Source organism: Mesorhizobium sp. M0910, from assembly GCF_040319465.1.
Taxonomy (GTDB): Bacteria; Pseudomonadota; Alphaproteobacteria; order Rhizobiales; family Rhizobiaceae; genus Mesorhizobium.
In genome coordinates, this window is sequence record NZ_JAMYNZ010000005.1 from 179,017 (window position 1) to 205,301 (window position 26,285).

Sequence of the window (26,285 nt, forward strand, 5' to 3'; positions counted from 1 at the left end):
CCGGTGAGGGCGCCTTGTCCACAGATGGGCCGCCAGACCATGATACGAAAGTGGACCCGGTTTCCGGAAGATCCTAGTTAGCAAAAGCATCAGTCGAGCACGGAGACGATCGCCTTGGCGAGCGCATCCATGCCGTCCTCGGGCAGCCCGGCAACGTTGATGCGGCTGTCGCCGACCATGTAGATGCCATGCTCGGCGCGCAGCCGCTCGACTTGCGCTTCCGACAGGCCGAGCCGGGAAAACATGCCGCGATGGCTGGCGACGAAATCGAAACGGTCGGAGTTGGACTGCCGGCGCAGCGCCTCGGAGAACTGGACGCGCAGCCGCAGCATGCGCAGCCGCATCTCTTCAAGCTCTGCCTCCCAATCGGAACGCAATGCGGGGTCTTCGAGCACGATGCGCACCGCCGCCGCGCCGTGGTCCGGCGGCATCGAATACATGGCACGTGCCGCCGACAGCATCTGGCCCATCGCCAAATCCGCCTGCGCGCCGTCTTTCGCCATGATCAGCGCTGCACCGACTCGGTCGCGATAGACGGCAAAGTTCTTCGAGCAGCTCGAGGCAACGACCATTTCCGGAACTTTTGCCGCCAGAAGGCGCAAGCCGGCGGCATCCGCATCAAGCCCGTCGCCAAAGCCCTGATAGGCGATGTCGACAAAGGGCAGCAGGCCGCGCTCAACGACAAGATCGGCAATGGCAGCCCATTGCGGGATTTCTAGATTGGCGCCCGTCGGGTTATGGCAACAGCCATGCAACAATACGACGTCGCCAGGATTGGCGGTTCTCAATGCATTCAGCATGTCGTCGAAGCGAACCGCACCAGAAGCAGCGTCGAAATAGGGATATTCGCGTGTCTGCAGGCCAGCGGCGCGCATCACCGGCGTGTGGTTCGGCCATGTCGGATCCGACAGCCAGACCATCGCGTCGGTGCGGGTCCTTTTCAGCAGCTCTGCCACCAGCCGCAGCGCGCCGGAGCCGCCAGGCGCCTGTGCCGCACAAATGCGTGTCATGTCGGCGGCTGGGCCGAACACCAACCTGGCCAGCGCCGCGTTGAAGGCGGTATCCCCGGCGAGGCCGAGATAGGTCTTGGTATCCTGGCCCTGCAGCAACCGCTTTTCGGCTTCGCGCACCGCGCGCATCACCGGCGTCTTGCCGTCGCGATCCTTATAGACGCCGACCCCGAGATCGACCTTGTCGGGACGCGGGTCGGCGCGATAGAGGCCGATCAAGGCCAGGATCTTGTCGGCAGGCGCGGGCTGGAGATTTTCGAACATCGATAAGTTTCCGTTGGCGGCGGAGTGATACGCAAACCGGCCGTGCTTTGCCAGCAGTTTCATATGCGCCAACGCGGCGTCGGTTTGCCTCGAGGGCGGCCGATACTATCTGCCGGGCGAGGGCAGGCGCGATATCTCCCAGAGAGAGCGCGGCGAGCCGAAAAATTCGGGCGAGCGGGATTAAAATTCCGACCTGCTCCGTAAACAGGACATGAAACGGCCGATGCCACGCTTCGACATTCTGGGACAGCTCGGTTCACTGCGCCGCTATGCACGCTCGCTGACACGCGACAGCGCCGATGCAGAGGATCTGGTGCATGATGCGCTGGTGCGTGCCTATGAGCGACGCGGCAGCTTCCGCTCCGGCGGAAACCTTCGCGTATGGCTGCTGTCGATCGTCCACAACGCGTTCATCGACGGCTTGCGATCCCGCAAATCCGAAGCAATGCGCATCGAACAGGCCGGCTATCTCGCCGAGGCCAGCGTCCAGGCTGCGCAGGAACATTCGGTCCGTCTGGCACAGGTGCGCGACGCTTTTTTCACATTGCCGGAAGAGCAACGTTGCGCGCTGCATCTCGTCGCCATCGAGGGGCTCAGCTACAGCGAGGCGGCCGAGGTTAGCGGCGTGCCGCTTGGCACGCTGATGTCGCGCATCGGCAGGGCACGTGCGGCACTCCGCGAGATGGAGGACGCGGCACCGGCACGGGCGAAAGGCCATCTGAAGATCGTCGGAGGTCGATAATGAACCAACTGCGCGATCCCGTGACCGACACCGATCTCGACGCCTATGTCGACGATCAGCTGGACGTGGCACGCCGCATCGAGGTCGAGGCGTTCCTTTCGGCCCGCCCGGACGCGGCCGCGCGGGTGATGTCCGACCTGCGGATGCGTGACGAATTGCGCGTGGCGCTTGCCGGATCGAAAGGCATGGCGCGGCCCTCGACGGCCGAGGCCGCACGGCGGCTGGAGCGGGGATTGGCGCGCGGCCGCGTCCTTGGTGCTTTGCAGCGAGCGGCGGCAGTCGCTGTCTTCGTCGCTGCCGGCTGGCTTGCGAACGGGCTCATCGGACCGATATCGGTGACGGAAGTCGTCGCTTCGACCCATCCGCCCGCCTATGTGGAGGACGCGGTCCGGGCGCACCGCACGACGCTCGTGCGCGAGGCGATGTCGTCGCAACCCGAAGCGCCCGGCTACAATGCCGACGAAGTTCGCGCCGCGACGGCGATCATTATGCCATCGCTGCCAGCGGACTGGACGGTCCGCGACGTGCAGATCTACCCATCGCAGTTCGGCCCGAGCGTCGAGATGGCTGTCGAGACGAAAGAGATGGGGCTGGTCTCGTTGTTCGCAATCAGGCCCGGGACATTCGACGTCGTCAAGCCGACTGTCGTTCCCTCGGGCGACGTTTCCTCAGCTTATTTCCAGATCGGCGAGGTCGCCTACGCGGTCGTCGCACGTAGCGACATCCAAGGCATAGATCTCACGGCCGAAGCGCTCGCCAAGACGCTTTACTGATCGACCTTCAAGAAGGAGAACCACATGAACAATCTCGGATATATCGGGGCCGGAGCCCGAGCCGGAGCCGTCTACGACGAAGGCCTGCGCCGGCACATGCTGCGCGTCTACAACTACATGGGCCTTGGCCTCGTCGTTACGGGCGTGATCGCGTTCGTGGTGGCTTCCACACCCGCGCTTTACGTGCCGATCTTCTCCACACCGCTGAAATGGGTGGTTATGCTGGCACCACTGGCTTTTGTGCTCTTGTTCTCCTTCCGGATGCAGACGATGTCGGCGGCCGGCGCCCAGGCGATGTTCTGGGCATTCTGCGCGGTCATGGGGCTGTCGCTGGCTTCCGTGTTCCTGGTCTTTACCGGCACCAGCATCGCACGCACCTTCTTCATCGCCGCCACCATGTTCGGCGCGACCAGCCTTTACGGGTACACGACCAAACGCGACCTGACGCAGTTCTCGTCGTTCCTGATCATGGGCCTGATCGGCGTGGTGATCGCCAGCATCGTCAATATCTTCCTGGGCTCGACCGCGCTCCAGTTCGCGATCTCGGTGATCGGCATCGCCGTCTTCATCGGCCTCACCGCCTGGGATACCCAGACTATCAAAGAGCAGTATGCGGAAAACTTCGGTGCGGAATCACAGCAGAAGCTCGCTGTCTTCGGTGCATTCTCGCTCTATCTGAACTTCATCAACATCTTCCAACTGCTGTTGAACTTCACCGGCGAGCGCGAATAGCCGGCGTCGGACCACGACCGGAGGCGGATATCATGGACAGAAACGATCAACAGGCGATCGGACGCCTCTTCGAGAAGTTGGCAAATGTCGAGCGCCAGGCGTCGCCGCGCGATGCGGAAGCAGAGCGCTTCATCCAGGATCAGATCGGCCAGCAGCCTGGCGCGCCATATTACATGGCCCAGACGATCGTGGTTCAGGAGCAGGCCTTGAACGCAGCTCAGGCGCGCATCGAAGAACTGGAAGAGCAGGCGCAGCAGCCCGCCGGCGGTGGACCGCTCAGCAGCTTCTTCGGCCGCAGCGGCGGCAGGCGCTCGGGCTCGGTTCCGCGGGTAGGGCGCGCCGCCTCCGTTGCAACTGAAGGGCCGCAGGACACGCCACAGCGGGCAGGCGGCGGTTTTCTTGCTGGCGCTGCGCAGACCGCGATGGGCGTGGCCGGCGGAGTGCTGCTCGGCAACGCGATCGCCGGCATGTTTGGCGGCAGCGAAGCGAAGGCAGCTGAACAGCCGACGCCGCAGCCGGACGAAGCCGATCAGGCAGGCGATGCCAGCTCCGACAATGGCGGTGACTTCGGTGATATGGAGTTCTGACGAGCGACCCAGACTGTGCCTGTGCCGGCGCTGGTGACGATTGCGGGCCAGCATAGGCGAGATGGCGAGGGCAGCATCCGGGAAGCGAGCCCTCGCCGGCGGCTAATAACCCAGGCGCTTCAGTTCAGTCTTGACCGCTGCGATCGTCTTGAAGCGGAAGTGCTTCGTTGTGCCGTCGCGCCAATGGCAGTCGCATGTGGCGTCGAACTTCCGGCTCGCTTTCAATTGAGTCAGCGCCTTCTGGCCTGGCTTGGGGCCATCGAAGATGCGAACTTCGTAGAGCGTCCCTTCGACATCGTAGTGCATCTGAGCCCAGGAAAGTATCACGATCAGTTCCTTTGCCGGGTCGTGGTCGGCGTTGGCGAGGCCGAGCGCTATGTCCGGCGTGTCGCCCTCTTGTTCACCGATCGTGACCTGGATTGTGCGATATCTGTTGTCAGCTAGCCGTTGCAGCGCGACGAGCGGGCGTTCCGGATAGTCCTCAGCGGTCTGGTAATCGACGAAGAGTGTCTGGAGGCCGCTCCAGCTCACGGCTGTGGTGTGCGGATCAGCATTGTCGGCGAACCCGACAACACGTTTGGCGAAAGCCAGGTCGTTCTCGCCTGGCGCACGATCAAAGTCCTGCGCTCGCGCGCCAGTGAGCACGCAGGCGAGGGTGAGGACGAAACTTGTGAAGAGCCCAAGTCGCTTCATGATTCGCAACCCTAGCATGCCGGTTGAGAATCTTCGCGCCTGGCCGGCAGCCGATGAAATCTTGTCTGGCCATCATGCGTGAGGAAGCCGGCTTTCAAACTTGACGGACGATGGTGCCGATTACATTGACGAGAAGGCGCGCGGCGGTCATCGCCGACAGGCCGTCAATGTCGGCGGGAGGATAGAGCTCGACAAGGTCGAATCCTGCGATCTTGGCCCGCCTGCCGAGGCCCGCGATCAGGTCGATCACTTGCGTATAGGTGAGGCCGCCGGGTGTACGCGCAGCTACGCCAGGCATGATACCGGGATCGAGGCCATCGCAGTCGAGCGTGATGACGATCCGCGCTCCTTCCGGAATGTATCGGAGAGCGGCTTCGACGCCCTGGGCGTGAACCTCGCGGGCGGTCACGAAACGGCTGCCATAGCGCCGCGCAGCTTCGATTTCGGTGATGCGTGCGCTACCGACGCCACGGATGCCGACCTGCACGATGCCGGCAACATGCTGCATCTCGCTCGCCCGGCGCATCGGGTTCGAATAGCCGTATCGTTCGCCATGCAACTCGTCGCGCCAGTCGATATGGGCGTCGATCTGCAGGATCCAGACCGGGCCGTGATCCGCAAATCCGGCGAGGAAGGGAATGGGCACGGAGTCGTCGCCGCCGAGCAGGATCGGCACGGCCGGCAATGCCAGGACCTCGCGCGTCTTCGCCTCGATCTTGGCCCGGTTGCCGGCATTGTCATGCATGGTGGTCGGGATGTTGCCGGTATCGATGCAGCAGATCGGCCTGCCGTCGAACAGCGGGCCACCAAGATCGAAATCCCAGTGCTCGATGAGCGTGGCATCGACCCGGCTTGCAGCGCGGATGGCGTCGGCTGCCAAGGCATAGCCATGACTGTCCTCGCTGGGATACGTGCTGCCGTGACCGGCTCCGAAGATCACCGCACGAGGCATGCGGCCATCGGCGAGGTGATCGGGAAAGCCGAGAAAGTGGGTCATTTGCTGGTTGTAATGCTGCGGTTCGTCAGACGCACGACAAATGTCGCATCTCTAATTTGCTCAACCGTCGCATTCCTAAAATGGCTGCTACAAGCTTCAGTCGCATAAGATAGGTTATGGAACTGAAATGGCGGATAAGAATGTGGCGTGGAAGTGGCACCAGCGAGCCGCTGGGCCGGCTTTAGAGCGAGAATTGGTTTCACGCACCTTGCGAGACCCCACTCAGAAACCCAACCGTAAAAACTCGATCCTTCACGCTGATTCGTAAGGGATTTCGATCGTCATGCCATCATAAGCAGGCTCGACGTTGGCCGGCGTCTCGGCCATTACCGTTGCGTAGTCGAGTGGCACATGCATATGCGTCAGCACCGCGTTCTTCGGCGCCAGTCTTTCGATCCAGCCAAGCGCCTGGCCAAGCGACAGATGGCTCGGATGGACGGTGTATTGCAGCGCGTCGATGACCAGCACGTCCAACCCGCGCAAGCGCTCGGCGGTCGCGTCCGGAAAGTCGCTGACATCAGGGCAATAAGCCAGCCCGCCGATGCGGAAACCCAGCGAGGTGATGTCGCCATGAAGCTGCACCAGCGGTTCGAGGGTGAGGGCGCCGCCCTCGCCCTCGATCACCACCGGCCTGTCGTGGTCGATGATATGGGCGTTCACGATCGGCGGATACGAACTGCCTTTCGGTGTTTCGAAACAGTAGCGGAACGCCTCGCGTAAGCGCAGCATGGTGGCCTGATCGGCATGGATGTCGATCCGGTGGCGCTGCTCCAGTACGAAGCCGCGCAAATCGTCGATGCCGTGGATATGGTCGGCATGCGGATGTGTATAGACCACCGCATCGATGCGCCTGACCGATGCCAGCAGCATCTGCTCGCGGAAATCCGGGCCGGTGTCGATGACGACCGTGGTCCGGACGCCATTCGCCGCGATCCGCTCGACGAGCGCTGCGGTGCGCGTGCGCCGGTTTCGGGGGTTCGCGGGATCGCAACTGCCCCAGTCGCCGGTGATGCGTGGCGTGCCCGGCGATGAGCCGCAGCCGAGGACGGTAAGACGTAACCGGTCGCTCATGCGTCAGGCGCCCGGCGCGCTCGGGCGCGGCATTTTCCTGAACAGCCGGAAGAAATTATCCGTGGTGATATCAGCGATCTCGGCCTCGCTGAAGCCGATCGTCTCGGCCAGCACCTTGGCTGTATGCGCGACATAGGCGGGCTCATTGCGCTTGCCGCGAAACGGGATCGGCGCAAGGTATGGCGCGTCGGTTTCGACCAGCAGACGGTCGCGCGGCACATCGGCGGCGACGGCGCGCAGCTCGGCGGAGTTCTTGAAGGTCAGGATACCGGAAAACGAAACGTAGCCGCCGAGCCCGACACCGATCTCGGCTAGCCTGCGCCCAGACGAAAAACAGTGCAGGATGAAGGGGAAGGCGCCCTTCCCTGTTTCTTCTTCGAGGATGTCAGCCATGTCGTCGTCGGCGTCGCGCGAATGGATGACCAGCGGCAGACCGGTCACGCGCGCCGCGGCGATGTGGGTGCGAAAGCCCTGAGCCTGTGCGTCGCGCGGCGCATGATCGTAGAAATAGTCGAGCCCGGCCTCGCCGATCGCCACCACTTTGCGATGAGCAGAGAGCCGCACCAGATCATCGACAGCGACGTCAAGCTCTTCCGCCGCATTGTGCGGATGGGTGCCCACCGAGCAATAGACCTCATCGAAAGTCTCTGCAATCTCAAGCACTTGGCTAAATCGCTTCACCCTCGTCGAGATCGTCACCATACGGCCGACGCCGGCCGCGAGGGCGCGGGCGACGATGGTCGCCCGCTCTTCGGCGAAATCCGGAAAGTCGAGATGGCAGTGACTGTCGACCAGCATCAGGCGCTTGTATCCGTTTGCTCGACATAGCGTGGAAATACTGGTTCCGGCGCCGGCAGCGCCGTACCGGACACCAGCGCATGACGTTCGGCGACATGCGCGAAGTCGCGGCTGTCCGCCGGCACTGCCAAAAGATCGAGCAGCTTTGCCGCCGAGCCTGGAATGAAGGGCTGGCACAGCAATCCGACACGCCGGATCACCTCTGCCGTCGTCCACAGCACCGTTTCCATGCGTGCCGGATCGGTCTTCTTCAGCGCCCATGGCTCCTGCCCAGCGAAATAGCGGTTGGCTTCGGCCACCACGCCAAAGATCGCCGCCAGCGCCAAATGGATGCCCTGGTCGGCCATCGTCCTGCGCGCCGTGACAAGGGCAGCATCTGCCTGATCGAGGATCGCCTTGTCGGCGTCGCTCAATTCGCCACGCTTCGGCACCACGCCGCCGCAGTTCTTGCCGATCATCGACAGCGAGCGCTGCGCCAGATTGCCAAGATCGTTGGCAAGGTCGGCATTGGTGCGGTTGACGATCGCATCATGGCTGTAGCTACCGTCCTGACCGAACGGCACTTCGCGCAGGAAGAAATAGCGCACCTGGTCGAGACCGTAGTGCTCGATCATGGCGAACGGGTCGATGACGTTGCCGACCGACTTCGACATTTTCTCGCCGCGGTTGAACAAAAAACCATGCGCGAACACGCGCTTCGGCAATTCGATGCCAGCCGACATCAGGAAAGCCGGCCAGTAGACCGCGTGAAAGCGCACGATATCCTTGCCGATGACATGAACGTTTGCAGGCCAGAAAGACCATCTCTCGCTGGCCGGATCCGGATAACCGGCAGCGGTGATGTAGTTGGTCAGTGCATCGACCCAGACATACATCACATGCTTGTCGTCGCCCGGGACCGGCACGCCCCAGTTAAACGTGGTGCGCGAGATGGACAGATCCCTGAGGCCGGATTTGACGAAGCTGACGATTTCATTGCGCCGCTCCGCTGGCCCGACGAATTCGGGGCTGTTCTCGTATAGTGCGAGCAGCCTGTCCTGATAGGCGGAAAGCCGAAAGAAGTAGCTTTCTTCTTCGGTCCATTCGACAGGCGAGCCGAGCGGTTCGCGGCGCACGCCGTCGTCGCCGACCTTGGTTTCGGCCTCATCGAAATAGGCTTCCTGCCGAACCGAATACCAGCCGCTGTAGCGGTCGAGGTAAATGTCGCCATTCTCAGCCATGCGTGTCCAGATCGCCTGGCAAGCCTTGTAGTGCCGCTCCTCGGTAGTTCGGATAAAAACGTCGTTCGAGCAGCCGGTCGCTTCGAGCATCGAACGGAAGATCGCCGAATTGCGATCGGCAAGCGCCTTCGGCGTCAGGCCTTCGGCGTCCGCCGTCTGCTGCATCTTCAAGCCGTGCTCGTCGGTCCCCGAGACGAAGAAGACGTCCTTGCCGTCGAGCCGCTGGAAGCGGGCAAGCGTGTCGCTGGCGATCACATTGTAGGCATGGCCGATATGCGGCTTTCCGTTCGGATAGAAGATCGGCGTCGTGACGTAGTATTTTTCGCGTGACATGGATGAGCCGTCATGAATGTCTGAATGAAAGATGTCGCGGTGAGATATCGCATCGAAACGGCAATTGCCATCCGACGCCAATGTGGTGGCTTCGAAGTTCCTGCGATTGATTGGGATCAATGCTCAGGGGCTTCAAAGCCACGCCAGCGGCCGTCACATTCGCATTGCAGAATTCAGGCGGTCGATCATGGTCAGGGCGTGCTGCTTTTTGTCGAGATTGTAGGTCTCGGTTTCAGATATAGCGTTCAAAGCCTCGTGCCAAGTATCCGACAGCGTTTTGGCCCGCGCGAGATCGCCGGCGAGCGCGGCCTGGCTGGCGCCGGCCGACAGCAGGTCGAGCGCGCGGCGATTGAATATCTCGAACGGGATTGCCTGGTCGCGGCCGGCGACCGCCTCGGCAAGACGGTAGGCGCCTGCGACATCTATCTTTTTGGACATCACCAGGGCATCGAGGGTCGCGGCGATTTCAAGCCCGCCATACTGCGTCAACAGGATCGCGTTGCGCGCGCTGCCCCCTGCCCGCTCCGCCAGCGCCGCGCGCGCCGCAGGATCCTCCGGTGGCGGCGGCTCGATGCCCTCCAGAACCGCCATCAAGCTCTTGGCATCGAGCGGGGCTAATCGCACCATCTGGCAGCGCGACCGGATCGTCGGCAGCAAACTGCCCGGCGCATGGACGATGAGGATGAACAAGGTGCGCGCGGGTGGCTCTTCAAGATTCTTCAGCAAAGCATTGGCAGCATTGGTGTTCATGTCGTCGGCGGGATCGACGATAACCACCCGGTAGCTGCCGTCGTGCGAGGTCAGTGACAGAAAGCGGCTGACCTTACGGATTTCGTCGACCGTGACCACTGTCTTGAAGCTCTTGGTCTTGTCATTCGCGGGGCGTGTAAGATGCAGAACCGAAGGATGTGCCCCGGTGGCGATCTGGCGAAACAGCGACGAAGCCGGATCTGGAACGGCAAGGCTTTCCAGCGCCTGCTCGAAGGCCGGGTGCTTCAACAGATGATGCGCCAGATGAAAGGCCAGCGTCGCCTTGCCTATGCCCACCGGTCCGGCAAAGATCAGTGCGTGCGGCAGCTTTCCCGAGCGGTAAGCGGTGGCGAGCATGTTGGCCGCCTGCGGGTGACCGACAAGACGCGGCGTCTCGGATGGCTCGGGCACCCCGTCCAGCGTGTTGTGCTGTTCGGGCGCGATGCGTTCGAAAATCATGCCGGCGCCACCTGCCTTCTTTGCGCCGGCATCATCCTCTCGAGAGCCGCGAAGACGATGGCGGTAACGATATCCTCCACGGTGTCGGGGTCGGCTGACGCATCGACGACGACGCAGCGTTCGGGTTCAGCTGCGGCGATCGCGAGAAACGCCTCGCGCCGGCGTTGGTGGATGGCCAATGTTTCCTTCTCGAAGCGGTCCGGTCCGTCACTGCTCCCCCGCCGGGCGGTAGCGCGCCTCAGGCCCTCGGCGGGGTCGATATCGAAGATCAGCGTCATGTCCGGCACCATGCCGTTGATGGCGACCTTCTCCAATGCGTCCATGAATGCCGGGTCGAGGCCGCCGGTGACGCCCTGGTAGACGCGTGAAGAATCCATGAAACGATCGCAAAGCACGACCGAACCGCGCTCGACCGCCGGCCGGATGACCTGTTCGACATGGTCGGATCGCGCAGCGGCGAAAAGCAACGCTTCCATCTTGGGGCCGAACGGCTCGGCTGCGCCTGAAAGCAGGACATGCCTGACCGCCTCCGCGCCCGGCGAGCCACCCGGCTCACGCGTCACCAGCACATCGTATTTTTTGGCGCGCATCTTCTTGGCCAGCCGCTCGATCTGCGTCGACTTGCCTGCTCCTTCGCCGCCTTCAAAAGTGATGAAAAATCCGCGCGCCAAAGCCTTTGTCCATACTTCGGGGACCGTATAGTCCGGGCGGCAAAAAAGGTCCACCGCGACGGTGCTAACGCAGCCAGCCGACGGCCAGTTCCTTGGCGGCGTCGAGCGCGCGCTGCGGCAGCGAACCGACACCGATCGACTCGGCGGCAAACAGCGGCGTCTCCTGGCTCAGAGTATCGCCGATCCAGACGCGCAGCGTACCGACCGGCTGCCCCTCCTCCACCGGCGCGGCAACCGGTCCGTCATAGACGATCCTGGCGGTGAGCTTGTCGCGGTTGGTGATCGGCAGGAAGATCTGCACCGGTCCTTTTGCCTTTAACGCGACTCCGGATTTCGCGCCGCCAAAGACCTGGGCTTCGCCAACCACTTCGTCCTTGGCGAATACTTCAGTCTTCTCGAAGGAGCGAACGCCCCAGTCGAGCAGCTTTCGCGCTTCCTCAGCACGCTCGCGGTCGTTTGCCAGGCCGCTCATCGCCGCGATCACCCTTGTGCCGTTGTGGCTGGCCGAGCCGACAATGCCGAACCCGGATTGCTCGCTGGCGCCGACCGCGAGCCCGTCGGCGCCTATATCCATGGCCAGCAGCGGATTGCGGTTCCTCTGGGAAATCTTGTTCCAGGTAAAATCCTTCTGGCCGTAATAGCGGTAGAGATCCGGGTAGTTGCGCCAGATATGCAGCGCCAGAAGTGCGAGTTCGCGAACGCTCGTTTGCTGCCCATCTGCCGGCAGACCGGTGGAGTTGACGAAGGTCGATTTCTGCAAGCCGATCTGGCGGGCACGCTCGGTCATCTGCGCCGCGAAGTTTGCCTCGGACCCCGCGATTCCTTCAGCGATGACGATACAGCCGTCATTGGCCGCCTGCACGGTCACGCCCTGGATCAGGTCTTCAAGCCGGATCGTCGACTTGAGTTTCGCGAACATAGTCGATGTCCCCGAAGGCGCGCCGCCCTTGCGCCAGGCGTTTTCGCTCACCACGAAGGTGTCGTCGAGCGTCAGGCGCCCCGATTTGATGGCGTTGAAGACCACTTCCATCGTCATCAGCTTGGCCAACGAGGCCGGCGGTATCAACCTGTCGGCGTCCTTGGAAAACAGCACGGTTCCGGTTTCGGCATCGATCATGAAGGCCTGCGCGGCCTTGGTCTCGAAAAGCTGTGCCGAGGCCGGCGCAAGCGAGAGCAGCAGCAGGCCGAGCGCTATAAGCCCAGTGAAAGGGCGAAAAAATTTCATCAGATTCGACCAGTGAGCCGGCGCTCTTGCACGTTGGCAGAAGCTATCAGGCTTTTGCCTGGCGGATCAATCGCGCACGAAAAAACCAGGCAACCCCGAGCTCAGTCGCGTACAGCAAGCGCATCGGGCGCACCATGCGACCACGCTGCCTGCAGCATCTCGTCCAGGCTGCCACGGCCGTCGGCATAGAGGTTGACCGAGTACCAGTCCTTGCCTTCAAGTTCCGAGCGCTGGATTTCGGTCTTGCCGAAGCTGGAAAGCTGGGTCGCCACCTGCTCGGCTTCGGCGGCATCCTCGAACGAACCCGCCGCGACATAGTCCGTGGGCGACTGGGTTGGAGGAGCTTGCCGCTTCCACGATTGAAGAAGCTCGGCGGGCGACATGCCGGTGTCGTCCAGCTCGGCAAACGCGTTGGAGGCGCGCTGCACGCGCTCGTCGGCGTAAGACAGCGACGCCATGGTGAATGGAGATTGCGCCGGCAGGTTGATCTCCGGACGCTCCGGCACGATCGGGCCGAAATCGGGCAGTACAATGTCTCCCGAAGCAGACGCTTGCACCGCTATGACAGGCCCTGCATCGGATCCCTGCCCGGTATTCGTCAGCTGACCGGGGAACGGCACGGCTGCAGCGCTCACCGCCAGGCTTGGCGACGGCCCATTCATGGCGACCATGATACCGCTGGGCAGACCGTCCGACGGATCCGGCGCCCTGTTGCCTGGACGATACGAAGCCATAAGATACTGCCCGTCATTGCCTTCGAGCGGCGCATGGCCGACATATTCGACCTTCACCTCGGCCGTACCGATATTGGCATAATCGAGCATTTCAGCAGCGCGCTTCGACACATCGATGATGCGTCCATCATGATAGGGTCCGCGATCGTTGACGCGCACGATCACCGAGCTGCCGGTCTTCATGTTTGTGACCCGCGCATAGCTCGGGAGCGGCATAGTCGGATGCGCCGCCGTCAGATCTGCCATGTCGTAGACTTCGCCATTGGCGGTCAACCGGCCGTGGAACGCCTCACCATACCAGGACGCTAGGCCAACCTTGGCGTAACGTTTGTCTTCCCTCGGATAATACCACTTGCCGCGCACCTGATAGGGCTTGCCGAGCTGGTTGCGCCCCCGAGACGTCTTGAACATCACGCGCGGGCTGGCTTTCACGCCATATTCGGCTTCGGAAAAATATTCCTTGGAGCGAGGTTTCTTGTTGACCATCGCCTTCTGCTGCGGCGCGGCACATGCCGCAAGAAACGCTGCCGACAAGGCAAACAGCGCGAAAGCGAAAGCGCGACGAAGACGCGGGCGCGCCGTGGTCTGCATATTTTGATTGTCCCCTATAGCATCGACGAAGGCACCGCAGCATAAACGTCAGCGATGCCAAAGCACCCACTCCAGAAACGCCGGCAACGCCCTACCCCAATGCTTTTGTGCGCAGGAATTGTTTATCACCGTATTAACCGATTGTGGTCGGAACCGGGCGAGATTGTGGCGCGGACCGTCTCGCCGGTCGGGATGAAGTCATCGCTTAGATCAGCAAAACGCCGTTCGTGGCGGGCTTTGAACCTCGCCTGGCGTGTCTGCGAGCGCAGACTCAGGGACCGAAGATCACGAGCTCGGTGAACGTCAGATCTCCAGGTGTGGGTGGTCTGGGACCCTTGAAGTATTTCAGCCCCTTGTTGGGGCGGTACCATCCCACCAAACCTGGAATCGGCTCCTTGGCGTCGACAAAGCAAACCAGGATTCCGCTTCGCAAGAGAAAGCGCCCCATGGCACCGGCGCAGCGGCTCAAATCCGCGAGCGAGCGGCAATAGATGACCTGATGGCACCGGATAAGACCGTGCAACATTCGGCGCGGCATCAACACCAGGGGGAACGCTGCTCCGTCGCAGATGCAGATCAACGACAGGCACCCCAGCGCGGCGTGTTCCGAGAGTATGTATCTCTCACTCTCGGACAGCATCGCCAGTTCCGGAAGATCGGGACGCACTTCGACCACGCGACATGACCGCGGCGCCGAATTTAAAGCCGGCAAGAAGGTAAATTGTCCGCTGGAGAAGAGCCGAAAGCCGAGCGCCCGGTTGGCTTTCAATGTCGCTTGCGCCGGCGAAATGTTCGTGTAGGTCACGTCCTTCCGCTTGAGAACCGCCGCAACCAACATGGCGCCATAGGAACGGAATTCTGCGTCGACTGACCAGCTCGAAAGATTGCAGCGGATTTCCTCGCTCTCCGACCCCTGGTAGCGAGCATAAAGGGTGAGCACAACGCCGACGATCCGATCGGCATGCTCCAAAGCAAAGCCATATTGTGGGAACTCGGCAACCGCAGGCCGCTTCGACAAACGGGTCAGAGCCCGGATCCAGTAACTTCGGTTACGCGCCGGAAAGCCCCTGCACAGACAATCGACCACTCCCTCCCAGTCGGTTTCGCGAATTGGTCTACAGCGAAGACCGGGCGGGAGAGCGCCAAGTACGGCCAAAATTCAACTCCAGAAGACGATTTTACTTACATGTGCCTAATGCGCCCAACATATCAGCGCGCAACGATTAATAGTCCGTGCGGGTTTTAAAAACGATTTTCCACACTCAGCACAAACAGCTCGCCATGACGCTGCTCACCGTCCTGGATCGCGCCGAAAGGTGCGGCCGCCACGGTTGACTTGGCGTTGCATCCAGATTTACAGAAATGGAGCGCGAACCGATCGGGGAACGTCCTGGTGCCAATCCGGTACCGACAGCTCGAACCCGCTCCTCTCGCGATATCCTAAGTGATTGAAAAATCACCCTGGAGGGATGGCCGAGCGGTTTAAGGCACCGGTCTTGAAAACCGGCGTGGGTGCAAGCCCACCGTGGGTTCGAATCCCACTCCCTCCGCCACGTGCCTTTGAAATGCTTTGATAATCTGCATTTTAAGAGAGCTTGCGTACAAAACTAGGTGCAAGGCGACAATGCTGTTCTTCACGCCGAGATGGACATATGCTGCCTCGTTGACACGTACGAAGTTACCGCAGTTTGCGAGCTTGGTGCCTGTGCTGGGATATGCCGTGCTTTGGGGCGAATCGTTCCAAGACTTGGTGATGAAGTTCTCCCCCTCACTCGGACCTTCTCTGTTGTTCACTGTTTTGACACGTATCTACCTCCTTTACGTTGGAGGCGTAGTCATCCTGCTTGGCCTGGTGCTATTCTGGTTGGCGTGCCCGCGACAGGTGAGGATATACCGTAGCCGGCGGGACTACGCTGAAGCCGTTCAAGGCGACCAGGATGCTGACGAGTGTCTTCGGGCCGGAAAAGCTTTAGTTCCATTCCAGAAATTGATCGGGTTTGGAACCCAGAAGACGATCTACGGAATATTGGTGTCTCAGCAAGCGCTCGATGTGATTGAGAAGCAAGAAGGCGCGGTGACTTCGGGCACTGCGAGATCTCCGTTAACTTTTTACTATGAATTCCTGGATCGGAGACAACCCCTCTTATCGGTGCTGTGCTTGTGCCTTCTAGTATGCGGAGCGTGCCTGTTTTTGCTCCCAAGCTTTGAGGTCTTTCTGATGGCCATGAACCGCTTAGGCGCCCACTTTCTGGGTTGGCGATAAGGTAAAGAAAGAGAAAAGCCCGCCACCGTGAGGCAGCGGGCGCGAGTTTCGGGAGGTGTCTCAGGGGCAGCGTCCCCTTTTTGCCCCTCGACGAGGGTACGCCTCGCTGAGCTGGATAATAAGCTCGCGCCGGTTGAAGCTCTGCATATTCAAGCTGCGTGACTTTTCCGCCACAACATAAAGAAAGCCCGCCACCGAAGGCAGCGGGCTTGCGTGGTGGTGGAAAAGTTTTCCGCGACCTTTACAGCGAGACCAGAACTTCCTGAGACTTAAGATCATCGCCCCACATGTCCTCTTCGCTCTCCCCAGCCAAGCGACGACTCGTCGTCGGCGGTTTCCTCCAGATCGCAGTCCGCCGCCATGAGATCCAACGCCGTTATCAGGCGGCTCATGGCGCGGTCTAGGAGATCGTTCAGGCGCGTTTCACGTTCCGCTTATTCGCTGATTTCGTCAAGCCGCTCCCTTCGGGGGAGCCCGCTTGCGCGCGCTCGCCAGTTGCGCGATTCTGTCTCGGGGAAATAAAAAGGGGGAATTACTATGCCGCACATAGAACGCGTCGAGACCAGGAAGCGCGGTTTCTTCGGTATGATCTTCTGGTGGATGTTCCTAGCCTTCAACGCCCTGATGGGGTTGTGGATCTTTGCCGGCATCAAGGGGGCGAGCGAGCAATATCAGGCGACAACCGACGCCGCATCTCACGTCGGCACCGCGATCGGCGGCACCATTGCGGTCGGCGTTTTGCTGTGGATCTGGGTGTTCGGCGACATCATCCTCGGGTTGCTGGTGCTTCTGTCGCGAGGCAAGAAAGTGACGATCGAGCGGACCGTCAACTGATGGCCGGCATGGGCGCCTACCTGCTGTTGCGCTAGCGCTTCTTCACCTTCGGCGTGATTTCTCGATCCGGGCAGGTGGTCAGCCTACCATCTCCATCCTTGACATAGCCCTCCTTGGATGTATTCCACGCTATACCCATCCCAGTACACAGTGGGATCAGTGAAATTGCCACACTGCTGACATGGATCACCTTCTGCTATATATTTCTTCATCGCGACCTTTGCTTCCCCGCATGAGACAGAGGAAAATTGACTTGAGTCGCACGAAGTCGAAGAAAACTGCCCATTGCTCTTGTCTCTACAGAGAAATCTACCGGTAATGTAGTACTTGTATTTTGGGGATATCAAATTGGGCTGAGATTGTTTGTTCCGTATATTCGCGCGCCTGCACGATTGAGGAGTTCCCCAGCAGTACGGATTAATAACTTCCACCAGCGTTTTGGGTTTACCTACTCTGAAGCGCTTTGGAACCGGAAATTTCTCGATGCGCAGCCGGCCGCCTGGGGCGAAAGGCTTGCCTGGGCTAAGTATCCCTCCCCTGCTAAACGGCTTTTTCAAATTGAGCTTACTCATGCTGCTCGGGGTAAAGAGCAAGGAAACGGCTAGTGCAATCAAAATGCACGAAATCGCTTTGTGGATGCGCTTCATGATATCCCCCTGTTATTCAAATCTCTCCGCTCAGCATTTTACTCCTTTGGTAAAGAAAATAATACGGCAACACCGTTGACCGATTAAGAAGCGCGGCCTTGAGACAAAAGGGGATTCACATCGAATCCGGTTCGATCTAGAATCGGGCCATGGAAACGATCTTTGACGATCTCTCCCAAGCCCTCAGAGAGCCCCGCCAGGACGCTTGGCGGTCGCAAAGCGCCTCCAACCCCTCTTGCCTGTAGCGGTTGAAGATCTTGTAGCCGGTCTTGCGCGAGATCCCGAACTCCCGGCACACCGCGCTCATGCCTTCTCCGTCAAGCAGGCGAGCCACAAAGCGAAGACGTTCCTCCATCACCGAACACTCTCTCCACGGCATCAACACCTCCCGGCAAAAACCGAAAAGTGTTACCTATGTGTCCGGTACAAATCGTCACCTATGTCTCGGGCCGCTCACTCTTTATCCCGAAAGCAATCTCCCGGACTTGCATCGAGATGACCGGGACGCGAGCGAGCCCCCGATCGGATTGATTTTTGCGCCGAAATATGGTGCTTCTCCCGCCCATGAATAGGTTATTTTTTGCGCTCCTCGCATGGATGGCGCTGCCTTGGCCGGCCAGCGCGATGGACAGCGCATTGCGCGCCGGCCTGCTGAAACTCGATCCGCAAACCCGGCTGGAGCAGCGATGCGACGCCGAAATTCTCGACCGGATTACCCGCGACGACCGCAAATACAAAGCCGATCGTGTCGTCGCCTACGCTTTTGCGACGCCCGAAATGGGCGCCGATGCGATCAAGAGCCCGGGTGCTGCGTTTCGCAGCAAGGGACAATGGTACCGGCTGAAATTCAAATGCGAGACAGCGCCGGACCATATGGAAGTCCTGCAGCTCCGCTACCGGATCGGTGATGAAATTCCGGAAAGCGACTGGCCCAAATACAATCTCTATAACTAGGCATTCGCGACCTGTGGCCGCATTTTGCCGGTGTTTCGGGCCGATCGTCGCAAACTCTGTATATTGCCGACCTTGTTCCAACCAGTCCCTTGACGCGCGGGAACCATACACGTTAGGCCCTCCAGGCATTCGACGCGAACGGTCGGCCAACCAGCAAGGGACTTCCAGTCGATGGAAATTTTCACTGCCGCGGGCTTCTCTGCCCTGCTCCAGGTCATCGCCATCGACCTCGTGCTTGCAGGCGATAACGCCATCGTCATCGGCCTGGCCGCAGCGGGCTTGCCGGTCGAGCAGCGCAAGAGAGCGATTCTCATCGGCGTGGTGGCGGCAACGGTGCTGCGCATCGGTTTTGCCGCGATCACCGTCACCCTGCTGCAGATTGTCGGCCTGCTGCTGGCCGGCGGCATCTTGCTGCTGTGGGTGTGCTGGAAGATGTATCGCGAGCTGCGCACGTCGCATGCCGACGAGGTGGAGGCGACCGAAGCGCTGTCCAATTCCGATATCAACAGCGATGATATGGTGGCTGGCAAGGCGCGTAAGAAGACCTTGGGTCAGGCGGCATTGCAGATCGTCATCGCCGACGTGTCGATGTCGCTCGACAACGTACTGGCGGTCGCCGGCGCGGCGCGCGATCACTTCCAGGTGCTGGTGATCGGCCTCGTCCTGTCGATCGCGCTGATGGGCCTTGCCGCGAGCTTCATCGCCAAGCTGCTGCACCGCCATCGCTGGATCGCCTATATCGGCCTTTTGATCATCTTCTATGTCGCACTCGATATGATCTATCGAGGCGCGGTGGAAGTCTTCCCGCATGTCAGCAGTGCGGTGAGCTGACGCATCGACTCGAATTCGCATCGGCCGCGACTTCGATTTCGGCGAGCCTTCGGCGATGCCGGCGGTTGCGTTTCGCCGCAGCCGCTGCCCATACCAATGCGGCAACAACTGTGGTACTGCGCCGCCAATCCTGAATCCGGAAAAGCTTGATGTCCGCCCCTCGCGTCAGTTTCGTCAGCCTTGGATGCCCGAAAGCCCTTGTGGATTCGGAGCGCATTATCACCCGCCTGCGGGCCGAAGGCTACGAGATCGCCCGCAAGCACGACGGCGCCGACCTTGTCGTCGTCAACACCTGTGGCTTTCTCGATTCGGCCCGCGACGAATCGCTCAACGCTATCGGCTCAGCACTTTCGGAGAACGGCAGGGTTATCGTTACCGGCTGCCTCGGCGCCGAGCCGGACGTCATTCGTGAAAGACACCCCAACGTCCTCGCCATCACTGGCCCACAAGCCTATGAAAGCGACCGCGAAGTGCGGGCGAAGTTCCTAGATCTATCGGAAGAACTTGGCAAGCTCGGTGTCTGGGTGCGCATGCACTATGTCTATCCCTACCCGCATGTCGCTGACGTCATCCCCCTGATGGCCGAAGGCAAGATTCTTCCCTATCTCGACATTCCGTTCCAGCATGCCTCGCCGCAGGTGCTGAAGAACATGCGCCGGCCCGCTCATGGCGAAAAGACGCTCGAGCGCATTCGCAGCTGGCGCGACGTCTGCCCGGACCTTGCCATCCGCTCCACCTTCATCGTCGGTTTCCCCGGCGAGACGGACGACGATTTCGAGATGCTGCTCGACTGGCTGGACGAGGCGAAGATCGACCGCGCCGGCTGTTTCAAATACGAGCCGGTCAGAGGCGCCCGCTCCAACGAGCTCGGCCTCGAGCAGGTGCCGCAGGAGATCAAGGAAGCCCGCTGGCACCGCTTCATGCAGCGCCAACAGAAGATTTCGGCAACGCAGCTCACCAGGAAAATTGGCAAGCGACTGCCGGTCCTGATCGACGAGGCGCATGGCAATTCGGCCAAGGGCCGGACCAAATACGATGCGCCTGAAATCGACGGTTCGGTCCATATCCAGTCGCGGCGGCCACTGCGCGCCGGCGACATCGTCACGGTCAAGATCGATCGCGCCGACGCTTACGACCTCTACGGCTCGGCGGTCTGAGATCACTCAGTCCGAAATGAAAGGGCGCCTCGCGGCGCTCTTTCGTTCGGTGTGCTTCCGGTTGCCTACTGCGGCAGCTTGTCGTCGACGCCCTTCACGTAGAAATTCATGCCGAGCAACGTGGCGTCGTCGGCGACCTCGCCCTCCTTCAGCCAAGGTGTGCCGTCCTGCTTGGCGATCGGCCCGGTAAAGGGGTTCCAGCCGTCGGCGATCTTCTTGGTGGTGGCTTCGGCCATCGCCTTGACGTCGTCGGGCATGTTGGTGAACGGCGCCAGCTTGACGGCGCCGTCCTTGATGCCGAGCCATACATTGTCGGGCTTCCAGGTGCCGTCGAGTGCCGCCTGGACCCGGCTGATGTAGTACGGGCCCCATTCGTCGGTCAGTGCGGTCAGCTGCGCGTGCGGTGCGAACTTGATCATATCGGAGGACTGGCCGAAGCCGTGCAGCTTGCGCTCCTCCGCCACCTGCAACGCAGCGGTCGAGTCGGTGTGCTGGACGATGATGTCGGCGCCCTGGTCGAACAATGCCTTGGCGGCGTCGGCTTCCTTGCCCGGATCGAACCAGGAGTTCACCCAGACGATTTTGGCTTTGAAGTTCGGATTGATCGACTGTGCGCCTAGCATGAAGGAATTAATACCCATCACCACTTCCGGGATCGGGAAAGAAACGATGTAGCCGGCGACCCCCGACTTCGATTGCTTGGCGGCGATCTGACCAAGTACGTAACGGCCTTCATAGAAACGCGCATTGTAGATGCCGAGATTTTTGGCGGTCTTGTAGCCAGTGGCGTGCTCGAACATCACCTTGGGGAATTTTTTGGCGATCTTCACTTCCGGGTCCATGAAGCCGAAGGATGTGCCGAAAATGATCTTGCATCCCTCGCGCGCCAGGCGCTCGAAGGCGCGGTCGGCATCGGGGCCTTCGGAGACGTTTTCGAGATAGGCGGTCTCGACCTTGTCGCCGAGTGCCTTTTCCACCTCGAGGCGGCCCTGGTCGTGCTGGTAGGAGTAGCCGAAATCGCCGATCGGGCCGGTATAGACCCAGCATGCCTTCAGCTTGTCCGTCGCCTCAGCTGAGGCCGCCAGCGACAATGCGGCCGTCGTCGCCAGCAGGGCAATAAGCAGTTTTTTCATTTTGTTACCTCTCTGAGTTAAGCCTTGGAGCTTCCGTCTTTTTGTTGTCAACGATCCGGAACGAATGGCTGGCCCAAGGAGGCCGGCGTGTTCATCATCGTCAAACGCTTGTTGCGTGAGATTAGAACGAGAACCACGACGGTTGCCAGATAGGGCAGCGAAGAAAGCAGTTGCGAGGGGACCGGAATGCCGAATGCCTGTGCATGAAGCTGGCCGATCCAGACCGCGCCGAAAATATAGGCGCCAGCCAGCACCCGCCACGGCCGCCAGGAAGCGAAGACGACCAGAGCCAGCGCGATCCAGCCGCGGCCGGCGGTCATGTTCTCCACCCATTGCGGCGTGTAGACCAGCGATAGGTGGCCGCCGGCTAGGCCGGCACAAGCGCCGCCGAAAATCACTGAGAGATAACGATAGCGGATGACATGGATACCAAGCGCATGGGCCGATGCGTGGCTGTCGCCGATCGAGCGCAGCGTGAGCCCGGTGCGGGTTCTGAACAGGAACCACATCACGGCAGCGGTCAGCGCGATCGAGATGTAGAAGATTGGATCCTGGCCGAACAGCAGCCTGCCGACGACCGGGATTGCGGTCAGGCCGGGAATGTCGAGGTTTGGCAGCCTCTCGCCAGGCTGGCCGACAAAATTCGTCCCCATCATGCCGGAAAGCCCGAGGCCGAGCAGTGTCAGCGACAGGCCGGTTGCCACCTGGTTGGTGGCCAGCGACAGCGTCATGACGGCGAACAGAAGCGAGAACACTGCCCCCATGGTGATTGCCGCCAACAGCCCTATCCAAGGCGAGCCGGTGAGATAGCCGGCGCCGAAACCGCCGACGGCACCCATGATCATCATTCCTTCGACGCCGAGATTGAGCACACCCGAACGTTCGACCACCAGTTCGCCGATCGCCGCGATCAGCAGCGGCGTCGCCGCCGTCGCGATCGTCAAGAGGATGTTGACGGTGACGTCCATCAGCGGGCTCCCTCCAGCTTCGGCGCTGCCTCGAGCTTCGGCGCGGAAAAGCCGATCAGGCGAATGCGGTAATGGATGAGCGTGTCGCAGCCGAGCACGAAGAACAAAAGCATGCCCTGGAACACGCGCGCCACCTTGTCGGAGATGCCGAGCGCGCTTTGCACTGCCTCGCCGCCCAGATAAGTCAGCGCCAGCACAAGGCCTGCGGCGACGATGCCGAGCGGATTGAGCCGGCCGAGGAATGCCACGATGATAGCGGTAAATCCGTAGCCGGGCGAAATCACCGGCTGCAATTGTCCGATGGCTCCCGAGACCTCCGAAATCCCGGCAAGTCCGGCCAGTGCGCCCGACAGCAGGAAGGCAAAGAAGACCATACGGTTAAGGCCAAACCCGGCGAAGCGCCCTGCCCTCGGGCTTGAGCCGAGCACGCGGACCTCGAAGCCTTTCAGCATACGGCTCATCAGGATCCAGATCAGTATCGCCGCGACCAACGCGAAGACAAATCCCCAGTTTGCCCGGCCGGATTCCGGGAGGAGTTCCGGCAGTATGGCCGAGTCGTTGAACTGGATGGTTTGCGGGAAACCGTGGCCCTGCGGATCGCGCCACGGCCCGCGTACGAGCCAATCCAGGAAGAGCTGGGCGACATAGACCAGCATCAGGCTGGTCAGGATCTCGTTGGTGTTGAAGCGCGTCTTCAGCAGTGCCGGGATTGCAGCATAGGCAGCCCCACCGACCATGCCGAAAAGAAGCATCAGCGGCAGCACCAATGGGCCTTCGAACTGCGGAAACAGCACAGGGAAGATCGAGCCGACAATGCCGCCCAGGATGAACTGACCTTCGGCGCCGATGTTCCAGATGTTGGCCTTGTAGCAGACCGACAGTCCGACCGCGATCAGGATCAGGGGGGCGGCCTTGATCGCCAGCTCATGCAACTGCCAGACCTGGCTGATCGGTTCGATGAAGTAGATGCGGAACGCAGTCAACGGGTTGACGCCGAGCAGCGCGAACATGATGGCACCGGCTATGATCGTCAAAACGAAAGCGATGAAAGGCGAGAGTGCCGAAAACAGCATCGAGCGCTGCGGGCGTTTTACAAGTTCGAGGCGCATCAAGCCGTCTCCAGCGTATGTTCGGCATGACCGGGTTCGGCGCCGCCCATCAGCAGCCCGATTTTCTCGAATGTCGCTTCAGCTATCGGCAGCGGCTTCGACAGTTCGCCATTGTGCATGACCGTGATCGCATCGGAAATCTCGAACAGCTCGTCGAGGTCCTGGCTGATCACCAGCACCGCCGAGCCGCTGCGCGCCAGTTCGATCAGCGCCTGGCGGATGTGGGCCGCCGCACCCGCATCGACCCCCCAGGTCGGCTGATTGACCACCAAGACGCTTGGCCGGCGGTCGAGTTCGCGGCCGACGATGAATTTCTGCAGATTGCCGCCCGAAAGGGCCGCAGCCTCTGGGTCCGGCGCGCTCTTGCGCACGTCCATTGCCTTTATGATGCGTTGAGCAGCGGTATAGATCGCATCGCTCTTGACCATTCCACCGGCGCCGACAAACATCTTGCCGTCGGTGGCGTGGCGCGACAGAAGCAGGTTTTCCGAAAGCTTCATGCGCGGTGCTGCGCCGTGGCCGAGCCGCTCTTCCGGAACGAAGGCAGCGCCCATCAGGCGCCTGCCGGTGATGGCGAGGCCGCCGGCATCCTTGCCGCGGATGCGGACCGAGCCGGTATCCTCCTGCAGCACCTCGCCGGAAACGGATTCGAAGAATTCACCCTGGCCGTTGCCGGCCACACCGGCAATGCCGATCACCTCGCCGGCCCGGACTTCAAGATTGATGTTCCTGAGCGGGATCGAGAACGGGGTCGCCGGCTTGCGGGTGAGTTCGCGGATTTGAAGCAGCACCGGCGCGGTCTCGATACCTTCGGCCGGTGCCCGCACCACGGCCTGCACCTCGTTGCCGACCATCATCCGCGCCAACGAAGACGCGGTTTCCTGGCGCGGATTGCAATGGCCGACCACCTTGCCATGACGCAGCACGGTGGCGCGGTCGCAGATGCGTTTGACTTCTTCCAGCCGGTGCGAAATGTAGAGGATGGACTTTCCTTCCGAACGCAGCCGTTCGAGCGTCTCGAACAACTTATCGGCCTCCTGCGGCGTCAGCACCGAAGTCGGCTCGTCGAGGATGATGAGTTGCGGCGTCTGGAGAAGGCAGCGGATGATTTCGATACGCTGGCGCTCGCCGACCGACAGATCACCGACCAGCGATAGCGGATCGAGAGGCAGGCCGTAACTGTAGGAGAGCGCCCTCGCCTTGGCCGCGATCGTGCTGATCGGCGAGCCGTCATCCAGCGACAGCGCGATGTTCTCCGCCGCCGTCAGCGCTTCGAACAGGGAAAAATGCTGGAAAACCATGCCGATGCCGAGCTTTTTTGCGGTGCCGGGGCTGGTGATCCTGACCGCCTGGCCATTCCAGAAAATCTCGCCGGAATTCGGTTCCAGCGATCCAAACAGCATTTTCACCAAGGTCGACTTGCCGGCGCCGTTCTCGCCAAGCAACGCATGGATCTCGCCCTTGGCGATGTTGAGATCGACATGGTCGCACGCCGTCAACGTGCCGAATATCTTTGTGAGGCCGCGAACCTCAAGCAGGTTTGCGCCGTCCTGATCTGCACTCACGGTGCCTCCATCTGGTTTGCCAGACATGTTCTGTGTTCCCGCAAGCATCGTATGCGCGGGCTGCTCTCTACGGTAAGCGCCTCACGACTTGAAAGAGCTTCAAGAATTTCAGCGGAAACTCAAGCGGTAAAAAGCAGTTCGCAAGAACGGCGGCGTCGGCGGCCCGAAACGGCGGGCACCTAAGGGATAAGTATTGTTGTCCCGGTGGTCCGGCGCCCTTCGAGATCGGAATGCGCTTTGCCGGCCTCGCTGAGCGCGTAACGCTGGTTTATCTTGATCTTGACGGCGCCGCTGAGCACCACGTCGAACAAGGCAGCGGCGGAAACCTCGAGGTCTTCGCGCCTGGCATTATAGACGAACAGTGTCGGCCGCGTTGCGAACAGCGAGCCCTTCTGCGCCAGCAACGAGATGCTGAAGGGCGGGATCGGCCCAGACGATTGACCGAAGCTGACGAAAGTGCCGAGCGGCCGCAGGCAATCGAGCGAGGCTGGAAATGTGTCGTTGCCGACTGAATCGTAGACAACGTCGCATTTCTCGCCACCGGTGATAGCGGCAACGCCGGCCACGAAATCCTGTTCGCGATAGTTGATCACGTGGTCGAAGCCATGCGCCTTGGCGAGCTCGATCTTGTCGGTGGAACTCGCCGTGCCGATCACTGTCGCGCCAAGATGCTTGGCCCATTGGCCGAGGATCAGCCCGACACCGCCGGCCGCCGCATGAAACAGGATCGTGTCGCCGGCTTTCACCTTGAATGTACGGCGCAACAGATATTCGGCGGTCATGCCCTTTAGCATCATGGCTGCGGCCTGTTCGTCACTGATGCCGTCCGGCACCTTCACCACGCGGTCGGCGGCGATCACGCGCTGCCCGGCATAGGCGCCGGTCGTCACGGCGTAGGCGATGCGATCGCCGGGTTTGAGCCAGTCGACATCCGAGCCGACATCCAAGACCACGCCGGCCGCCTCGCCGCCGGGGATCAGCGGAAATCCGCCCTGCGGCGGATAAAGGCCAGAGCGATAATACACGTCGATGAAATTGAGACCGATCGCGGTATGCTTGACCAGGATCTGTCCCGAGCCCGGCTGCCCGGGATCGGCATCCTCATAGGTCAGGACCTCCGGGCCGCCATGGGCATGGATGCGGATCGCTTTGGACATTTTCTGGCTCTCTTGGG

At 61.0% G+C, this 26,285-nt stretch carries 25 protein-coding genes and 1 tRNA gene; 9 read left to right on the forward strand and 17 right to left on the reverse strand.

The window, feature by feature from the left end; all coding sequences use genetic code 11:
- Positions 1-89 precede the first annotated feature (89 nt).
- Positions 90-1,274: an amino acid aminotransferase gene (locus NKH78_RS14585; protein WP_352736445.1), complete on the reverse strand. Its 1,185-nt coding sequence runs from the start codon at positions 1,272-1,274 to the stop codon at positions 90-92.
- Between the two features lie 211 nt (positions 1,275-1,485).
- Here NKH78_RS14585 and NKH78_RS14590 point away from each other — a divergent pair, with 211 nt between their 5' ends.
- From NKH78_RS14590 to NKH78_RS14605, 4 genes are read left to right on the forward strand one after another with little or no spacing between them, the layout of a single operon-like run.
- Complete coding sequence (locus NKH78_RS14590) at positions 1,486-2,016, forward strand: sigma-70 family RNA polymerase sigma factor (protein ID WP_352876799.1); 531 nt, start codon at positions 1,486-1,488, stop codon at positions 2,014-2,016.
- A complete protein-coding gene (locus tag NKH78_RS14595) occupies positions 2,016-2,789 on the forward strand; it encodes an anti-sigma factor family protein (protein WP_352736446.1) in 774 nt (257 codons plus the stop codon). The genes NKH78_RS14590 and NKH78_RS14595 overlap by 1 nt, the downstream gene beginning before the upstream one ends.
- Positions 2,790-2,813: 24 nt before the next feature.
- Positions 2,814-3,521 carry a Bax inhibitor-1/YccA family protein gene (locus NKH78_RS14600; protein WP_254817208.1) on the forward strand — a complete coding sequence of 236 codons (708 nt, stop codon included), beginning with the start codon at positions 2,814-2,816 and terminating at the stop codon, positions 3,519-3,521.
- Between the two features lie 32 nt (positions 3,522-3,553).
- Positions 3,554-4,108 (forward strand): DUF2076 domain-containing protein, encoded by a 555-nt coding sequence (locus NKH78_RS14605; protein WP_352689307.1) that lies wholly within the window; start codon positions 3,554-3,556, stop codon positions 4,106-4,108.
- A 102-nt stretch (positions 4,109-4,210) separates the two neighbouring features.
- Here the strand turns inward: NKH78_RS14605 and NKH78_RS14610 are convergent, their stop codons facing one another.
- The 10 genes from NKH78_RS14610 to NKH78_RS14655 form a co-directional block, all read right to left on the reverse strand.
- Positions 4,211-4,801, reverse strand: coding sequence for a hypothetical protein (locus NKH78_RS14610; protein WP_352689308.1), 591 nt, complete (start codon positions 4,799-4,801; stop codon positions 4,211-4,213).
- Between the two features lie 94 nt (positions 4,802-4,895).
- Positions 4,896-5,798, reverse strand: a complete 903-nt coding sequence (locus NKH78_RS14615; RefSeq protein ID WP_352689309.1) for an agmatinase — start codon at positions 5,796-5,798, stop codon at positions 4,896-4,898.
- A 252-nt stretch (positions 5,799-6,050) separates the two neighbouring features.
- Positions 6,051-6,869: an MBL fold metallo-hydrolase gene (locus tag NKH78_RS14620; protein WP_352478841.1), complete on the reverse strand. Its 819-nt coding sequence runs from the start codon at positions 6,867-6,869 to the stop codon at positions 6,051-6,053.
- A 3-nt stretch (positions 6,870-6,872) separates the two neighbouring features.
- Positions 6,873-7,667, reverse strand: a complete 795-nt coding sequence (locus NKH78_RS14625; protein WP_352883149.1) for a TatD family hydrolase — start codon at positions 7,665-7,667, stop codon at positions 6,873-6,875.
- Positions 7,667-9,253, reverse strand: coding sequence for a methionine--tRNA ligase (gene metG / locus NKH78_RS14630; protein ID WP_352689351.1), 1,587 nt, complete (start codon positions 9,251-9,253; stop codon positions 7,667-7,669). Before metG ends, NKH78_RS14625 begins: the two co-directional genes overlap by 1 nt.
- A gap of 120 nt (positions 9,254-9,373) precedes the next feature.
- Positions 9,374-10,429: a DNA polymerase III subunit delta' gene (locus NKH78_RS14635; protein ID WP_352736448.1), complete on the reverse strand. Its 1,056-nt coding sequence runs from the start codon at positions 10,427-10,429 to the stop codon at positions 9,374-9,376.
- Complete coding sequence (tmk, locus tag NKH78_RS14640) at positions 10,426-11,100, reverse strand: dTMP kinase (protein WP_352736450.1); 675 nt, start codon at positions 11,098-11,100, stop codon at positions 10,426-10,428. The genes NKH78_RS14635 and tmk overlap by 4 nt, the downstream gene beginning before the upstream one ends.
- Before the next feature lie 64 nt (positions 11,101-11,164).
- Entirely contained in the window at positions 11,165-12,325 is a 1,161-nt protein-coding gene (locus NKH78_RS14645) for a D-alanyl-D-alanine carboxypeptidase family protein (protein ID WP_352507397.1), read from the reverse strand.
- A 101-nt stretch (positions 12,326-12,426) separates the two neighbouring features.
- A complete protein-coding gene (locus NKH78_RS14650; RefSeq protein WP_352736452.1) occupies positions 12,427-13,650 on the reverse strand; it encodes a septal ring lytic transglycosylase RlpA family protein in 1,224 nt (407 codons plus the stop codon).
- 271 nt (positions 13,651-13,921) lie between these two features.
- Positions 13,922-14,806: a GNAT family N-acetyltransferase gene (locus tag NKH78_RS14655; protein WP_352736454.1), complete on the reverse strand. Its 885-nt coding sequence runs from the start codon at positions 14,804-14,806 to the stop codon at positions 13,922-13,924.
- A 307-nt stretch (positions 14,807-15,113) separates the two neighbouring features.
- Between NKH78_RS14655 and NKH78_RS14660 the strand changes: the two genes are divergently transcribed.
- Positions 15,114-15,203, forward strand: a tRNA-Ser gene (locus NKH78_RS14660).
- 1,247 nt (positions 15,204-16,450) lie between these two features.
- Positions 16,451-16,747: a hypothetical protein gene (locus NKH78_RS14665; protein ID WP_352736456.1), complete on the forward strand. Its 297-nt coding sequence runs from the start codon at positions 16,451-16,453 to the stop codon at positions 16,745-16,747.
- A gap of 783 nt (positions 16,748-17,530) precedes the next feature.
- On the opposite strand, the gene NKH78_RS14670 is transcribed toward NKH78_RS14665, so the two are convergent.
- On the reverse strand, positions 17,531-17,773 hold the full coding sequence (locus NKH78_RS14670) for a helix-turn-helix domain-containing protein (RefSeq protein ID WP_352736458.1): 243 nt from the start codon (positions 17,771-17,773) through the stop codon (positions 17,531-17,533).
- 167 nt (positions 17,774-17,940) lie between these two features.
- Here NKH78_RS14670 and NKH78_RS14675 point away from each other — a divergent pair, with 167 nt between their 5' ends.
- The 3 genes from NKH78_RS14675 (at position 17,941) to NKH78_RS14685 (ending at position 20,336) form a co-directional block, all read left to right on the forward strand.
- Positions 17,941-18,348 (forward strand): DUF930 domain-containing protein, encoded by a 408-nt coding sequence (locus tag NKH78_RS14675; RefSeq protein WP_352736460.1) that lies wholly within the window; start codon positions 17,941-17,943, stop codon positions 18,346-18,348.
- 171 nt (positions 18,349-18,519) lie between these two features.
- Positions 18,520-19,179: a TerC family protein gene (locus NKH78_RS14680; RefSeq protein WP_352508444.1), complete on the forward strand. Its 660-nt coding sequence runs from the start codon at positions 18,520-18,522 to the stop codon at positions 19,177-19,179.
- Positions 19,180-19,328: 149 nt separating this feature from the next.
- Positions 19,329-20,336 (forward strand): radical SAM protein, encoded by a 1,008-nt coding sequence (locus tag NKH78_RS14685; RefSeq protein ID WP_352883155.1) that lies wholly within the window; start codon positions 19,329-19,331, stop codon positions 20,334-20,336.
- Positions 20,337-20,401: 65 nt separating this feature from the next.
- Here the strand turns inward: NKH78_RS14685 and NKH78_RS14690 are convergent, their stop codons facing one another.
- The 5 genes from NKH78_RS14690 to NKH78_RS14710 form a co-directional block, all read right to left on the reverse strand.
- On the reverse strand, positions 20,402-21,469 hold the full coding sequence (locus NKH78_RS14690; RefSeq protein WP_352736465.1) for a BMP family ABC transporter substrate-binding protein: 1,068 nt from the start codon (positions 21,467-21,469) through the stop codon (positions 20,402-20,404).
- Between the two features lie 47 nt (positions 21,470-21,516).
- Positions 21,517-22,437 (reverse strand): ABC transporter permease, encoded by a 921-nt coding sequence (locus tag NKH78_RS14695; protein WP_352508440.1) that lies wholly within the window; start codon positions 22,435-22,437, stop codon positions 21,517-21,519.
- Entirely contained in the window at positions 22,437-23,549 is a 1,113-nt protein-coding gene (locus NKH78_RS14700; protein ID WP_352478850.1) for an ABC transporter permease, read from the reverse strand. The genes NKH78_RS14695 and NKH78_RS14700 overlap by 1 nt, the downstream gene beginning before the upstream one ends.
- A complete protein-coding gene (locus NKH78_RS14705; RefSeq protein WP_502896087.1) occupies positions 23,546-25,138 on the reverse strand; it encodes an ABC transporter ATP-binding protein in 1,593 nt (530 codons plus the stop codon). The genes NKH78_RS14700 and NKH78_RS14705 overlap by 4 nt, the downstream gene beginning before the upstream one ends.
- A 152-nt stretch (positions 25,139-25,290) precedes the next feature.
- Positions 25,291-26,268 (reverse strand): quinone oxidoreductase family protein, encoded by a 978-nt coding sequence (locus NKH78_RS14710; protein WP_352736467.1) that lies wholly within the window; start codon positions 26,266-26,268, stop codon positions 25,291-25,293.
- Positions 26,269-26,285 lie beyond the last annotated feature (17 nt).

Coding starts and splice junctions, on each gene's coding strand:
- NKH78_RS14585 (WP_352736445.1), bottom strand. CDS start 1,274: ATGTTCGAAAATCTCCAGCCCGCGCCTGCCGACAAGATCCTGGCCTTG.
- NKH78_RS14590 (WP_352876799.1), top strand. CDS start 1,486: ATGAAACGGCCGATGCCACGCTTCGACATTCTGGGACAGCTCGGTTCA.
- NKH78_RS14595 (WP_352736446.1), top strand. CDS start 2,016: ATGAACCAACTGCGCGATCCCGTGACCGACACCGATCTCGACGCCTAT.
- NKH78_RS14600 (WP_254817208.1), top strand. CDS start 2,814: ATGAACAATCTCGGATATATCGGGGCCGGAGCCCGAGCCGGAGCCGTC.
- NKH78_RS14605 (WP_352689307.1), top strand. CDS start 3,554: ATGGACAGAAACGATCAACAGGCGATCGGACGCCTCTTCGAGAAGTTG.
- NKH78_RS14610 (WP_352689308.1), bottom strand. CDS start 4,801: ATGAAGCGACTTGGGCTCTTCACAAGTTTCGTCCTCACCCTCGCCTGC.
- NKH78_RS14615 (WP_352689309.1), bottom strand. CDS start 5,798: ATGACCCACTTTCTCGGCTTTCCCGATCACCTCGCCGATGGCCGCATG.
- NKH78_RS14620 (WP_352478841.1), bottom strand. CDS start 6,869: ATGAGCGACCGGTTACGTCTTACCGTCCTCGGCTGCGGCTCATCGCCG.
- NKH78_RS14625 (WP_352883149.1), bottom strand. CDS start 7,667: ATGCTGGTCGACAGTCACTGCCATCTCGACTTTCCGGATTTCGCCGAA.
- NKH78_RS14635 (WP_352736448.1), bottom strand. CDS start 10,429: ATGATTTTCGAACGCATCGCGCCCGAACAGCACAACACGCTGGACGGG.
- NKH78_RS14645 (WP_352507397.1), bottom strand. CDS start 12,325: ATGAAATTTTTTCGCCCTTTCACTGGGCTTATAGCGCTCGGCCTGCTG.
- NKH78_RS14650 (WP_352736452.1), bottom strand. CDS start 13,650: ATGCAGACCACGGCGCGCCCGCGTCTTCGTCGCGCTTTCGCTTTCGCG.
- NKH78_RS14665 (WP_352736456.1), top strand. CDS start 16,451: ATGCCGCACATAGAACGCGTCGAGACCAGGAAGCGCGGTTTCTTCGGT.
- NKH78_RS14670 (WP_352736458.1), bottom strand. CDS start 17,773: ATGCCGTGGAGAGAGTGTTCGGTGATGGAGGAACGTCTTCGCTTTGTG.
- NKH78_RS14675 (WP_352736460.1), top strand. CDS start 17,941: ATGGTGCTTCTCCCGCCCATGAATAGGTTATTTTTTGCGCTCCTCGCA.
- NKH78_RS14680 (WP_352508444.1), top strand. CDS start 18,520: ATGGAAATTTTCACTGCCGCGGGCTTCTCTGCCCTGCTCCAGGTCATC.
- NKH78_RS14685 (WP_352883155.1), top strand. CDS start 19,329: ATGTCCGCCCCTCGCGTCAGTTTCGTCAGCCTTGGATGCCCGAAAGCC.
- NKH78_RS14690 (WP_352736465.1), bottom strand. CDS start 21,469: ATGAAAAAACTGCTTATTGCCCTGCTGGCGACGACGGCCGCATTGTCG.
- NKH78_RS14695 (WP_352508440.1), bottom strand. CDS start 22,437: ATGGACGTCACCGTCAACATCCTCTTGACGATCGCGACGGCGGCGACG.
- NKH78_RS14705 (WP_502896087.1), bottom strand. CDS start 25,138: ATGTCTGGCAAACCAGATGGAGGCACCGTGAGTGCAGATCAGGACGGC.
- NKH78_RS14710 (WP_352736467.1), bottom strand. CDS start 26,268: ATGTCCAAAGCGATCCGCATCCATGCCCATGGCGGCCCGGAGGTCCTG.